Below are 13,711 nucleotides of genomic sequence, written 5' to 3' on the forward strand. Positions count from 1 at the left end.
AAGAAGGAAGCTGCTAAAAAGACTACAACTAAAAAAGCTGCCGCTAAAAAAGTTGAAAAAGTATTAGTTCAGTTCTATGGAAAAGAATTTGATGTTGAAGCATTAAAGGAAGCTGCTAAAGCTGATTACACAGCCAAAACAGGAAAGAAAACAGTTACATCTGTTGAACTTTATATCAAACCTGAAGATAATCGTGCTTACTATGTTATCGACAAAGCTACAGGTTTTATTACATTATAATTAAACAATTACATATATTATAAAAAGCAATTGCACCACGTTTAATACATTGGTGCAATTGCTTTTTATTTGTTAATTTAAAACAATCTTAATTTTAATATATTGTTTCATAAGAAATATATAACATTGCTGTCTTCATTAGATTTTTAATACAATATTATTTATTTTCTTCATTTTCTACATTTGCAAGAAATTCATTTAACTTTACTGTAAGCGCATCAGCATCAATGCCATGTACCATGCAAGCTTCTTCTAATGATTCTCCCTGAGATGCAGGACATCCTATACAATGCATTCCTTCATTTAATAAAATAGGAACTACTCCCATATTAATTTTTAAAATATCGCCGATAATCATATTCTTTGTAATCTGTGCCATGATAAGTTCTCCTTCTATCTATACAGTAGTAGTTTTTAAAGACCCTCTCCAAGGTCTTTCTGACAAACCAATTGTAATATTAACTCTTTTATAATTCAATACTTTCCATATATAATTGATATATTAAATGATATTTAACTAAATTCAATTCTATTTTTAGTATATAACCATTACATTTTTATAATTCACTAAATTAATATTAGTATGTTTCAGGTTCGTCGTATTCAACACCAAATGTCTCAACTGTGACCTTTTTCATCTTCTGTTCATTAACAGGTCTGTCCATCGCACCTGTCTTTGTTGTTGCTATTGCATCAACAACATCCATTCCTTCGATGATTTTTCCAAATGCAGCATACTGTCCATCCAAATGTGGTGCGGCTTCATGCATAATAAAGAACTGTGATCCTGCACTATCCGGATCCATTGCTCTAGCCATAGATAACACTCCCGGTGTATGCTTAAGGTCATTTGCAAAACCATTATAATTGAATTCACCCTGAATACTGTATCCCGGGCCACCCATTCCTGTTCCTTCAGGATCTCCACCCTGAATCATAAATCCTTCAATTACTCTATGAAAAATTATTCCATCATAGAAGCCTTTTTTTACAAGGCTGATAAAATTATTTACTGTATTAGGCGCAACTTCAGGATATAATTCAGCTTTCATTATATCTCCGTTCTCCATCTCGATTGTTACTATTGGATTCTTTTCTGCCATTGCTTTTCCTCCGTTCATATTTTGTTCATACTAAATTAAATATACTTTCACATTGAAAACATCATTTTTTCACGATTTAACTTTAGTATATATATTGTAAACAAAAACAGTTGTTACTGATTTTGTTACTCGTTTTTTCATATTTTTTCATAATTTTGAATATGCATCAGGCATATTCGTGAATCGGCTAAGGAGTCGATTCTCCTCCCTTTTTTTATTAGAATAAATTTACCCGAGAGAGATACAAGTATTTGTATCTCTCTTTGGTTTTTCAATACAAAACTTTATCACATTAACATAAATGTTGCAATCTTTAAGAATAATACAAGTGAAATAGCATCCACGATTGTTGTAATAAACGGACTAGCCATTACTGCCGGATCAAATCCCAACTGATTTGCTAATATTGGAAGCATACATCCAACTAACTTAGCACACATTACCGTAATACACAGTGTAATACACACAGTAATATTTACCATTATAGCTTCGTGAGTAATTCCTGTTCCTAAAGCATTCATAATTAAAACTCTTATAAAATTAACTACCGCTAATGTTAAGCCACACAAAACTGCAACTCTTATTTCTTTCCATATTACCCTGAAAATGTCTTTAAATTCCACTTCATTAAGTGAAATCGCACGAATAATTGTAACTGATGCCTGTCCACCTGAGTTTCCACCGGTATCCATTAACATAGGTATAAAAGCAACTAATCCTGTAATTCCTGCAAGTTTTGCTTCAAAACTGTCTATTATTGTACCTGTAATTGTAGCTGATATCATTAATATAAGAAGCCATGGAATTCTTGATTTAAATGTTTCAAATATTCCCGTTCTAAAATATGACTTGTCAGATGGTAAAATAGCTGCCATCTTTTCCATATCTTCTGTTGCCTCTTCTTCAATAATTTCCAAAATATCATCGACTGTAATAATACCAACGAGTCTGTTTTCACTATCTACTACAGGCATTGCCATAAAGTCATATTTTTGGAATTGTCTGGCTACAGTTTCCTGATCATCTAACGTACTTACAGTAATCACATTTTCATCCATTATATCGCTTACAATAGCATCAGGATTGCCAAGAAGCAAAGTTCTAAGTGTTACCGATCCTACCAAATGCCTTTGCAAATCAAGTACGTAACAGGTATTGATTGTCTCCTTATCAATTCCTATTTTTCTAATTCTTTCTAACGCCTGCTTTACAGTAATGTTTTCCTTCAAGTCAGCAAATTCGACTGTCATAATACTACCGGCAGAATCTTCCGGATATTTTAACAAATGATTTATATCATTTCGTGTTTCATCCGAAGCCAATGCCAAAATTCTTCTTACAACACTCGCCGGCATTTCTTCCATCAAATCGGCAGCATCATCAGCAAACATGTTTTCAATAATGTTTGTTGTTTCTTTATCTGTAAGGGAATTAATTATATACTGCTCAATTTCTACAGGAAGATGAGCAAATACATCTGCCGCTATATCTTTGGGGAGCAATCGGAATACCCTTATAAATTCCTGTGTTGGCAGTTCTTCCTGAAGTTCTTCTAATACTTCAGCTATATCCGCCTCATTCATGTCAGCAAACTCTTTTTTTACTAGTACATATTTCTTATCTTCAATTAGTTCAATTACTTTTTTCACTAATTCATCTAACTCGTCTAACATGATGCTCCTCCTTTCTATTCTATATATTATTAAATTTAATACTGAAATTAAGTATGGAAAATTTAATTTTGCTATCTGTATTTCTTATTAATATAAGATTATGAATATCAAAATTTAGTACTTTTCTTTTTTATTCATTTTTAGTATTTACACGCCACTTAATTCTACAACAATTGTTTGTTCATTTCAACTAAGAAAGGCTTTACACTCCCCTATTTTACAATAATTTTCTTCAAAATTTACTAAATATTTTTATATAATTTTAATGCACTAACACGTTAAATTGACAAATTCTTTTAATTTCTTTAATATGATGCAAGAACCACTATAGAATCGAGGTATTTAATGGAAAGAGAAAAATTTAAATCGAGACTTGGCTTCATCCTTATTTCTGCTGGATGCGCCATTGGAATTGGCAATGTGTGGCGCTTTCCTTACGTTGTAGGTAATAATGGAGGCGGATGTTTCGTACTATTTTACATTTTGTTTTTAGTAATTTTAGGCTTACCTATTCTTACTATGGAATTTTCTGTCGGGCGTGCAAGTCAGCAAAGCATTTCACGTTCATTTAAGGCATTGGAAAAGAAAGGGCAATATTGGCATCTTCATGGATATGTTGGAATGGCTGGAAATTATATTTTAATGATGTTTTACACTACTGTTGCCGGATGGATGTTACGATACTTTTTCGACATGGCAAAAGGTGATTTTACAAACGCTACTACAGCAGATGTGCAGGCTCATTTTTCTGATATGCTTAATGTTCCATCAGAAATGATTTTCTGGACTGTAATTGTTATTATCCTTGGTTTCCTTGTATGCTCTTTAGGCTTACAAAATGGTGTTGAAAAAATATCAAAAACAATGATGATTGCACTTTTAATAATTATGGTAGTTTTAGCCATTAACAGTATTTTCCTTGATGGATCTGATAAAGGATTATATTTTTATCTTGTTCCTGATTTTAATAGAATAAAAGAAATCGGATTGGTAAATGTAATTGTTGCTGCTATGAATCAGGCATTCTTTACACTTAGTATAGGAATGGGTTCTATGGCAATTTTTGGAAGTTATTTGGGCAAGGACCGCAGCCTATTAGGTGAATCAATAAACATTGTCGCTTTAGACACTTTTGTAGCAATTGTATCAGGACTTATTATTTTTCCATCATGCTTTGCATTTGGAGTTAACCCAGATCAGGGACCTAGTCTTATTTTTGTTACTTTACCTAATATATTTATTCAAATGCCCGGCGGAAGAATATGGGGAAGCTGCTTCTTTATATTTATGGCATTTGCCGCTTTTTCAACTGTAATTGCAGTATTTGAAAACATTATGTCCTCATGCATGGATTTATGGGGATGGTCCAGAAAGAAAACAGCTATTGTAAATACTATTGTTATTATATTAGCATCTCTTCCTTGTATTTTAGGATTTAACCTTCTATCAGGTTTTCATCCTTTAGGTGATGGAACTAGTGTTTTAGATTTAGAAGATTTTATGATTAGTAATTTAATTCTTCCAATTGGTTCCCTGATTTACACTTTATTCTGTACAAGCAAATATGGATGGGGATGGGATAATTACATTGCTGAGGTTAATTTAGGCTCAGGACTTAAGGTTCCAAATAAAATACGTATTTATTGTAAATGGATTTTACCTTTGATAACTTTAATAATTATTGTAAACGGATTAATTTCTGTTTTCTTCAAATAAGGCTGAAAGGCCCTGATATATTTATTGAAATTTACGCTCGCGCTGCTTGCCACTCAAATCAAAAGTGCACCGGAAGTTTTCATTCTTTCGGTGCACTTTCGCTATTTATCATATTTAGTTTTTGATTTTAGTAGAATAAAATATCTCCATATGAAGGTACCGGCCATACTTCTTTGTCTACAATCATTTCAAGTTCATCTACAGGTTTTCTAAGTTCTGCCATTGCTGCCATTACTTCTGACTTGTAGCTTTCTGCCTTTTCCTGATTGTCATCAATGCTCTGAGCCTTAGCTGTTGCCTTCTTTAAGTCTTCTAATCCTGCTTTAGCTTCATTTAACTTAGCTGTTACAGCATTTAATAATTCTATCTGAGTTGAAGCATCTGCTCCTGCCTCTTTTACTGCAATTGCTGTATCAGCAAGTTCTTTTGTATAGTATACAACTGATGGAATAAACATCTTGCTTGCCATATCAATCATAGTTAAAGCCTCGATATTTCTTACTCCTGCATACTGTTCAAACATGATTTCCTTACGAGCTTCAAGTTCTGCCTTAGACATAATATTGAATCTTTCATACATCTTAACTGTTGAATCAGCTACTAATGAAGGAATTGCATCTACGATAGACTTGCAGTTTGGAAGTCCTCTCTTTTCAGCTTCTACAGGCCATTCTGCTGAATAACCGTTTCCATTGAAGATAATTCTTTCATGTTCTCTCATAAGTTTTAGTGTATATTCTTCTACAGCTTTATCTAAATCTTCAGCACCTGTAAGAGCATCAATTGCATCTGCAAATGCTTCTGCCATCATTGCACTAAGTACTGTATTTGTATCACCAATTGAGTTTGATGAAGCAACCATTCTGAATTCGAATCTGTTACCTGTAAATGCAAATGGTGATGTTCTGTTTCTATCTGTAGGATCCTTTTCTAATACAGGAAGTTTGTTAATACCAAAATCAATTACACCTGAATGAAGGCTTGAAGTAGCTTTTCCAGTCTTAATAATCTGATCTACTACATCTCCAACCTGATCTCCTAAATAAATAGAAATGATTGCAGGTGGTGCTTCATTTGCTCCTAATCTGTGATCGTTACCTGTGTTAGAAGCGGCTGTTCTAAGCAATACTGCATGTTTGTCAACTGCTGACATAAGGCATGCAAGTACTAACTGGAATACTTTATTATTTTCAGGTTCTTTACCTGGTTTGAATAAGTTAATTCCGTCATCTGTTGTAAGCGACCAGTTGTTGTGTTTACCTGAGCCATTAATTCCATCAAATGGTTTTTCATGTAATAAACAAACTAATCCATACTTCTTAGCTGTCTTCTTTAATACGTTCATTACTAAGTAGTTATTATCTAATGCTACATTTGAAACTGAGAAAATAGGTGCAATTTCATGCTGACAAGGAGCAACTTCATTATGCTGTGTCTTTGCTGTGATTCCTAATTTCCATAACTGTTCATCAACGTCTGACATAAATTTCTTAACTTTTTCTCTAATATCACCAAAATACTGATCTGACATTTCCTGTCCTTTTGGAGGCATAGCACCGAAAAGTGTACGTCCTGAGAATTTAAGGTCAGGTCTCTGTTCATATAAATCTTCAGGAATTAAGAAATATTCCTGTTCAGGACCAACATATGAAAGAACTCTTCTTGATGTTGTATTTCCTAATAATCTTAAAAGTCTTATACCATATTTACTTACTGCATGCATTGCTTTAAGTAAAGGTGTCTTTGTATCAAGTGATTCACCTGTGTATGAGCAAAATGCTGTTGGGATGCAAAGTGTATCATCTTTTATGTAAGCAGGTGATGTAACATCCCATGCTGTATAACCTCTTGCTCCACATGTCTGTCTCAATCCACCTGATGGGAATGATGATGCATCAGGTTCTCCCATTAATAAATCTTTTCCTGTAAATGTATTATCGATCTTACCATCTGTTGGTAATGATGCGAAGGAATCATGTTTTTCAGCTCCTACTGAAATGATATATGGCTGGAATACATGTGTATAATGTGTAGCACCTTTTTCAACAGCCCATTCCTTCATAGCCTGTGCAACGATGTTTGCGATATCCATTGTGATATCTCCACCTTCGTGCATAATTTTCTTAATTTCATTGTAAGTTGCTTCAGGTAAACGATTCTTCATTACTGATTCATCGAATACATTCTGTCCAAATACTTCTGATACATTAACTCCCATAGTGTCTGTTCCTTTCTATACTTAACTATTTTTCATTCCGCTAATTTAAAAAGGCATTTACTCTGTCCACTCTATATGTCTTTAGCCTTGTAATAAAAAAAGGCTTTTCTCCAAATAATTCTTTGAAGAACGCCCTTGTTCTTAATCTCATTTAGCGGTGAGGTTTCCCTCGTCGATATATAAGTTACACTATTTCTTAATAAAAATCAATACCATTCCCTAAAATCCCTTATTTTTTTAAGTATTACTTAATAAAATTAAGTTAGTTTACACTAATCCACTACTTCTTCCCCTCTGTACATACATACAACCATTCTGTTACCATTGTTATCCACACAAGTAGAACATATCAAAATCTTGTCTGATACACCTGGCATTTTACTGTCATACTTGAAATTACTCTTGTCATAAGTCTTCTTAATCCATTTAGCAAACTCATCATCATCTTTAAAGCCAAACTTATATATATCTTCATTATCTGCCTTAGTTCTAAATGACGAAAATACGTGATAAATATAATGACGATGTCCCACATAAACATCAAATGTCTGATTTTTCTTGCAAAAATCTTCTTTTGAAAATTTCATTAAGTCGTGAAACATTGAACCATCCATCATGTTGTGTCCATACACAACACTCATTCTGGCATCAAGTCCTCCACAACGTGAATCCATAAAAATAGCTCCACCACCATTTGCCACTTTATCTGAACCTTTTACCAAGTAATAATCGTTATCACTATGCTGAACTATAGGGTACTGAATTCTTGTGCCATCAAGTTTAATATATCCTTTTGACTCATCATTATATTTTAACATTGCATCATAGTCCCATACCCATTTGGTTATTGTTCCCTGGTATTCTGCACTACTAGCTGTCTGAGCTGTATCTGACGTATCTGCCGTCTGTTCTGTACTCTGTATCTGATTAAACATTTCATCAACTGCACTATATTTTTCCTGAGCTGCTGTATAATCCAAATATGAATCCATCAATTCATATGATGCATATCCAAATGCTATACCGGCAACGGTAAATGCTATTACCCTCACTATGTTATATGCAATTCCTGATATTTTGTTTTTCTTATTTTCAGTATTTTCTTTCTTTTCAGTATTTTCTTTCTTTTCAGAATCAAATCCTATCCTTAATTCATCATCTATTTTATTATCTCTTATTTTGATATTATTTTCTATTTTATTATCTACAAATTCTTTTCTATTCATACAATAAAATACTCTTTTAAATCCTAAATACTATTAAAGGCTCCCGCTTCAAGCAGGAGCCCATTGTTACTAATATTATGTGCTTCCTAAAAATATATTTCAGGATGCCCGGTATGTTATATGCCTATTCAAAAGCCTTTCCAACTGAACCGAATAATTCCATTTTTTCTTTTACTGTTGCTCTAATAGCTTCTGCACCTGGAGCAAGTAACTTACGAGGATCAAATCCTTTTCCTTCTAAGTCCTTTCCTGCTTCGATATACTTTCTTGTTGCATCAGCAAATGATAACTGACATTCTGTATTAACGTTAATCTTAGATACACCAAGATCAATTGCTTTCTTAATCATATCTGCTGGGATACCTGTACCACCATGAAGAACTAATGGCATAATTCCTGTCTTCTGCTGAATTGCATCAAGAGTTTCAAAACTAAGTCCTTCCCAGTTTTCAGGATATTTTCCATGAATGTTACCGATACCTGCTGCAAGCATATCTACACCAAGATCAGCTACTGCCTTACATTCATCAGGGTCAGCACATTCGCCTCTTCCGATAACTCCATCTTCTTCACCGCCAATTGAACCAACTTCTGCTTCAATTGACATATCCATATTATGAGCTACTGCTACTAATTCTTTTGTCTTAGCAATGTTCTCTTCAATTGGATAATGTGAACCATCGAACATAATAGATGTAAATCCTGCCTTAATACATTTATAACATCCTTCGTATGTTCCGTGATCTAAGTGAAGAGCTACAGGAACTGTAATTCCTAATTCTTCATCCATAGCCTTAACCATAGCAGCTACTGTCTTAAATCCTGTCATGTACTTTCCTGCACCTTCAGATACACCTAAAATAACAGGGCTCTTTAATTCTTCTGCTGTTAAAAGAATTGACTTTGTCCATTCAAGATTGTTGATGTTGAACTGTCCTACAGCATAATGACCTGCTTTTGCTTTTTCTAACATTTCTTTTGCTGAAACTAACATATTGTACCTCCGTATGTTTTATATTTATAGAGATTTTTTCTAACCGTGTTTATTATACCCCATTTTCAGAGTATTGCAAACATATTTCTTATTTAAAACCATTAGTTTTACTAATTTTACCCTGTGTTTTTTCTTATTTTACGGTAATTGATTTTATTTTACTCCATTTTCCAAATACTTTTTTGTTTTTTGAATCCAATTTATAGCCTCTTACCTTAACATAATATGTCTTACCTGATTTCAAAAATGGAATAGTAATATTTTTTGAAGTTGTTGAAGTAACTTTTCCTTTTTTCAACTTTTTGTTTGTTCCATATTTTATCTGGTAACCCTTTGGACTATCTGCTTTTTTTCCTTTTATACTATATTTAGCATAAATAGTGCCTTTCTTTTTATTAACTAATTTTGTTAATTTAGGCTGTTTTACAGTTACCTTTGTCCATTTAGCTACTATAGTTGTATTCTGCCTTACTCTGTACTTTTCTGTTATTTCTTTTCCGTCACTTGTGTACCAGCCGTTAAATGTATATCTTTTTTTTGTTAAAACAGGCAAATCAAGTGTTTCTCCGTCATATGCATTAACATTTGACACAGTCTTCTTTCCATCTTTCATGGTTATCTGATATGTAGGAACCTGATTCTGTTCTGTCCATTTTGCCGAATTGGTTCCATTATCACTTGTTCTCTGATATGCTCTGACATAATCTACTTCCATTGTTGCCGGAAGTGTTCCTGCATCAGGTGCTACTCCCGGAAGATTTCCTCCAACTGCCATATTCAATAAGAAGTAATATGATTTCATTCCTTCGTCTTTTTTATCTGCTGTTGAAATATTTACTTTATAAAATTCAACATCATCTACAAAATAATGTATATATTCATTGTCCCATTCAACTGCATAAATGTGCCACTGCGTTTTGTCATACCAGTTATATCTTGAATATGAAGCATTCAACTGACCGGAAACATATTTGTTATCATATGGACTGTCATCTCCAACTCCTGCATTCCAATGAAAGGCTCCCTGTGCAAAGCTAATTGTATTCCACGCTTCCAAAATATCAATTTCTCCACACCATGGCCATCCTTTCTGATTAACTCCAAGCATCCAAAATGCCGGCCATACACCTTTTAATGATGGAAGTTTTATTCTTGCTTCCATTCTGCCATACTGAAAATCCTGTTTTCCAGCTGTTGTTATTCTACCTGATGTATAAGAATATGTAACTTTAGAATTTTTTGGATCAACTGTTTTTTCTTCAATTGCTGTTATTTTCAATGTTCCGTCTGAAACACTTACATTCTTTTCACTATCTGTATAATATTCTAATTCATTGTTTCCCCAGCCTGGATTTTTTCCGTCTGTTCCACTATTTCCAATATTATAATTCCAGTTATTCATATTAAGTGATGTTCCATTAAATTCATCACTCCATACAAGCTTATATGCTGTATTCTTTTTTTCTGCTGCATGAACATTTTTTACATTTGCCACCGGCATGCATGTAACAACCATCGCTATTGCTAGAGTTGTACCTATTACTTTGTTCATTAATTTTCTCATAATGTTCTCCTACTTTTAAATTGTACTTCTATGTTTTTATTTTGCTCTTAGCATATTTTTTATTATAGAACATATCAAAAGATTATTTTACTTTTCTTACTTTACTCCATTTTCCATATACTTTAGTACCATTCACTACTTTATAAGCTCTGACTCTAACATAATATTTCTTATTTGACTTTATTTTTTTGACAATTACAGTTGTTTTCTTTGTGTTTATAGTTTTCACTTTTTTAAATTTAACATTCCGTGCCACATTCAACTGATAACCCGAAACTTTAGCTATCTTTTTAATTTTGATGACAGCTTTGCCTTTCTTCTTTACGGCTGACTTTATAACAGCTTTTTTTACTGAAGGCATAGTAGTTATATTATTATCTCTATTATTATCTCTATTATTATCTCTATTATTATCTGTAATATCCTGTTCAACCTTATGTGGTACTGACCATTTTGCAGTCAACTCAATACTGCCTCTAACTCTCATAGTGTTAATTGCTTTCTGATTATCACTTGTATACCAGCCTTCAAAACCATTTTCTCCGGCATATACACTTGGGATTTCAAGAGTTTCACCATCATAACATGTAAATGTACTCATTACTTTATTTTCATCTTTAAATGTAACTGTATGTATAGGCACCTCGCCTTGTTCAGTCCATGTAGCTGTATTTCCACCCTGATCGCTTGTTTTCTGATAAGCTCTTACATAATCCACCTCCATTGTCGCAGGTAAAGTGTTATATGTAGGAGTTGTTCCCGGAAGATTTCCACCTACTGCCACATTTAAAAGGAAATAATAATACTTAGATGCTTCATCCTTTTTATCTGCACTTGTAACATCAACTGAAAAATATAATGTATCATCTACAAAATAATTTATTTTCTTATCATTCCATTCAACTGCATAAATATGCCACTGTGTTTTATCGTACCAATTATATGCTGTATACCTTGCATTAAGCTGTCTTGCAATATAATTTGGACTATATGCATTACTTTCTCCACCTGTATTCCAATGAAAAGCTCCCTGTGCGAAATTATCTGTATTCCATGCTTCTAAAATATCAATTTCCCCACACCATGGCCATCCTTTCTGATCAACTCCAAGCATCCAGAATGCCGGCCACACACCTTTTAATGATGGAAGTTTTATTCTTGCTTCCATACGTCCATATTTAAAAGTCTGTTTTCCTGCTGTCTTGATTCTTCCTGATGTATAATTATATCTATTAAATTTCTGTTCTAATGCTGTAATCTTTAATGTTCCATCAGATACATAGACATTATCTGTTCTGTTTGTGTAATACTCTTTTTCATTATTTCCCCAACCTGCATTTGATCCTCCATTTCCTAAATCATATGTCCAGTTGTCTGTATTAAGAGCTGTCCCATTAAATTCATCACTCCATACGAGTTTGTAATCACTTCCTGCAGTGTCTGCTTTAACCTCTGTTGTATTAAACTGAACTGCTGCACTAGTTAATACCATTGTAAATGCTAATGTTCCAGTTAATAATTTTTCTTTAAACCCTTTCATTCTTTATTTTCTCCTTTTCCTAATTTTATATTGTATGCTATCTGTAAATTTCATCAATTCATAAACAGCCATTATACCAATTTAAATATACCACATAAAATTTGTCATAAAAAGTATTCACTTTAAATTAAAAGTACTCTTTTTTTAGTTTTTCTAAAAACGTTTTTACTTTTTCCTTCTTTTTAATTATTTTGCCTTATTTTATCAAACATTTTATACACGTTATATTTTGAATTTTTATCAAAAAAATGAATAAGTTTTTTTATTTTAAACTTACCCATTTTCTCATTTTATAAAATTTTTTTATTATATTTTTTTAACTTTAATTGTCAAATTTATTAGGGAATAAATGTGATATGTCAAGGTAATCAGGTATGCCTCTCTGATATTTAACAACCGGCTCCCCTAAAATTAAAGGATATGCATAATCAATAAATTCCTGTGTAACATTATTTCCACGTTCATTTATCCATTCTCTTGGTACATGTTTTACAAGTCCTGCTACATTTTCAACAGGTGTCTCACCCATATCTATTGAATAAGGCTCATTATTTTTTCTAATAGACGTAACCATTATTCCTGTCTTTCCTTCAATTGCACATTTAACTGCATGTCTTCCTAATCTAAATGCTTCACCTATATCTGTAATTGATGACATATGAGCTGCACTTCTTTGTAAAATATTTATTTCAACTGAACGAACTTTAACCTGAATATTTTCTTTTATAATATATTCAAGACATTTCCCTGTTCCACTTAACTGACTGTGTCCAAATGTATCTTCAACAGCATTTGTCGCACTTATATAATTTCCATCTGCATCTTTTATTCCTTCTGAAACAGCAACTACAACGTTATTATATTTATCCATAGCAGCCTTTACATCTTCAATAAATTCATCTTTATTAAAAGCTACTTCCGGCAAATAAATAAGATGCGGTGCATCATTATATGTGTTTCTTGCCAATGCAGCTGCTCCTGTAAGCCACCCTGCATCTCTTCCCATAATTTCCACAATAGTAACACTATTAATTGGATATATGCTTGTATCATGACCTATTTCAAGTAATGTTGATGCAATATATTTAGCTGCTGAACCATATCCCGGAGTATGGTCTGTTACGCATAAGTCATTATCGATTGTCTTAGGAATTCCAATTATCTTAATATCACTTCCTATTGCTAATGCATATTTGCTTAATTTATCAACTGTATCCATAGAATCATTTCCACCAATATAGAAAAATGCATCTATTTCATATTCGGCAAATTTTTTAAAGATGTACGCATATGGTGTATCATCCTCTTTATAATCAGGCAACTGATAACGACATGACCCTAAATACATTGAAGGTGATTTTTTTAATAATTCTATAAACATAGGCGTTGTCTCAACTTTATGTGTCAAATCCATAAGTCTTGAATTTAAAAGCCCCT

The 13,711-nt window shown here is 32.9% G+C and carries 11 protein-coding genes; 2 read left to right on the forward strand and 9 right to left on the reverse strand.

Going from position 1 to position 13,711, the window contains the following annotated elements; translation table 11 throughout:
- On the forward strand, positions 1-240 hold a 240-nt coding region (locus tag ABMA45_RS04055), incomplete at its 5' end, for a DUF6465 family protein (protein ID WP_348029915.1).
- A 157-nt stretch (positions 241-397) separates the two neighbouring features.
- On the opposite strand, the gene ABMA45_RS04060 is transcribed toward ABMA45_RS04055, so the two are convergent.
- From ABMA45_RS04060 to mgtE, 3 genes are all read right to left on the reverse strand, one after another.
- A complete protein-coding gene (locus ABMA45_RS04060; RefSeq protein ID WP_022088604.1) occupies positions 398-619 on the reverse strand; it encodes a DUF1858 domain-containing protein in 222 nt (73 codons plus the stop codon).
- Positions 620-818: 199 nt separating this feature from the next.
- Positions 819-1,343, reverse strand: a complete 525-nt coding sequence (locus tag ABMA45_RS04065; protein WP_022088605.1) for a peptidylprolyl isomerase — start codon at positions 1,341-1,343, stop codon at positions 819-821.
- Between the two features lie 287 nt (positions 1,344-1,630).
- Positions 1,631-3,016 (reverse strand): magnesium transporter, encoded by a 1,386-nt coding sequence (gene mgtE, locus ABMA45_RS04070; RefSeq protein ID WP_022088606.1) that lies wholly within the window; start codon positions 3,014-3,016, stop codon positions 1,631-1,633.
- Between the two features lie 345 nt (positions 3,017-3,361).
- On the opposite strand from mgtE, the gene ABMA45_RS04075 reads away from it, so the two are divergent.
- Positions 3,362-4,732 (forward strand): sodium-dependent transporter, encoded by a 1,371-nt coding sequence (locus ABMA45_RS04075; RefSeq protein ID WP_022088607.1) that lies wholly within the window; start codon positions 3,362-3,364, stop codon positions 4,730-4,732.
- Positions 4,733-4,859: 127 nt separating this feature from the next.
- Here the strand turns inward: ABMA45_RS04075 and ABMA45_RS04080 are convergent, their stop codons facing one another.
- From ABMA45_RS04080 to ABMA45_RS04105, 6 genes are all read right to left on the reverse strand, one after another.
- On the reverse strand, positions 4,860-6,950 hold the full coding sequence (locus ABMA45_RS04080; RefSeq protein ID WP_022088608.1) for a glutamine synthetase III family protein: 2,091 nt from the start codon (positions 6,948-6,950) through the stop codon (positions 4,860-4,862).
- 272 nt (positions 6,951-7,222) lie between these two features.
- Positions 7,223-8,176 carry a class B sortase gene (locus tag ABMA45_RS04085; RefSeq protein WP_022088609.1) on the reverse strand — a complete coding sequence of 318 codons (954 nt, stop codon included), beginning with the start codon at positions 8,174-8,176 and terminating at the stop codon, positions 7,223-7,225.
- A gap of 124 nt (positions 8,177-8,300) precedes the next feature.
- Positions 8,301-9,170 carry a class II fructose-1,6-bisphosphate aldolase gene (gene fba / locus ABMA45_RS04090; RefSeq protein ID WP_022088610.1) on the reverse strand — a complete coding sequence of 290 codons (870 nt, stop codon included), beginning with the start codon at positions 9,168-9,170 and terminating at the stop codon, positions 8,301-8,303.
- 133 nt (positions 9,171-9,303) lie between these two features.
- Positions 9,304-10,734, reverse strand: a complete 1,431-nt coding sequence (locus tag ABMA45_RS04095) for a family 16 glycosylhydrolase (protein ID WP_022088611.1) — start codon at positions 10,732-10,734, stop codon at positions 9,304-9,306.
- 82 nt (positions 10,735-10,816) lie between these two features.
- Positions 10,817-12,274: a glycoside hydrolase family 16 protein gene (locus ABMA45_RS04100; protein WP_022088612.1), complete on the reverse strand. Its 1,458-nt coding sequence runs from the start codon at positions 12,272-12,274 to the stop codon at positions 10,817-10,819.
- Positions 12,275-12,596: 322 nt separating this feature from the next.
- Positions 12,597-13,711, reverse strand: a 1,115-nt coding sequence (locus ABMA45_RS04105) for a 6-phosphofructokinase (protein WP_348029916.1), incomplete at its 5' end; no start/stop codon positions are given.

Source organism: Eubacterium sp. CAG:156, assembly GCF_000434315.1.
GTDB classification, from domain to species: Bacteria; Bacillota; Clostridia; order Lachnospirales; family Lachnospiraceae; genus Eubacterium_U; species Eubacterium_U album.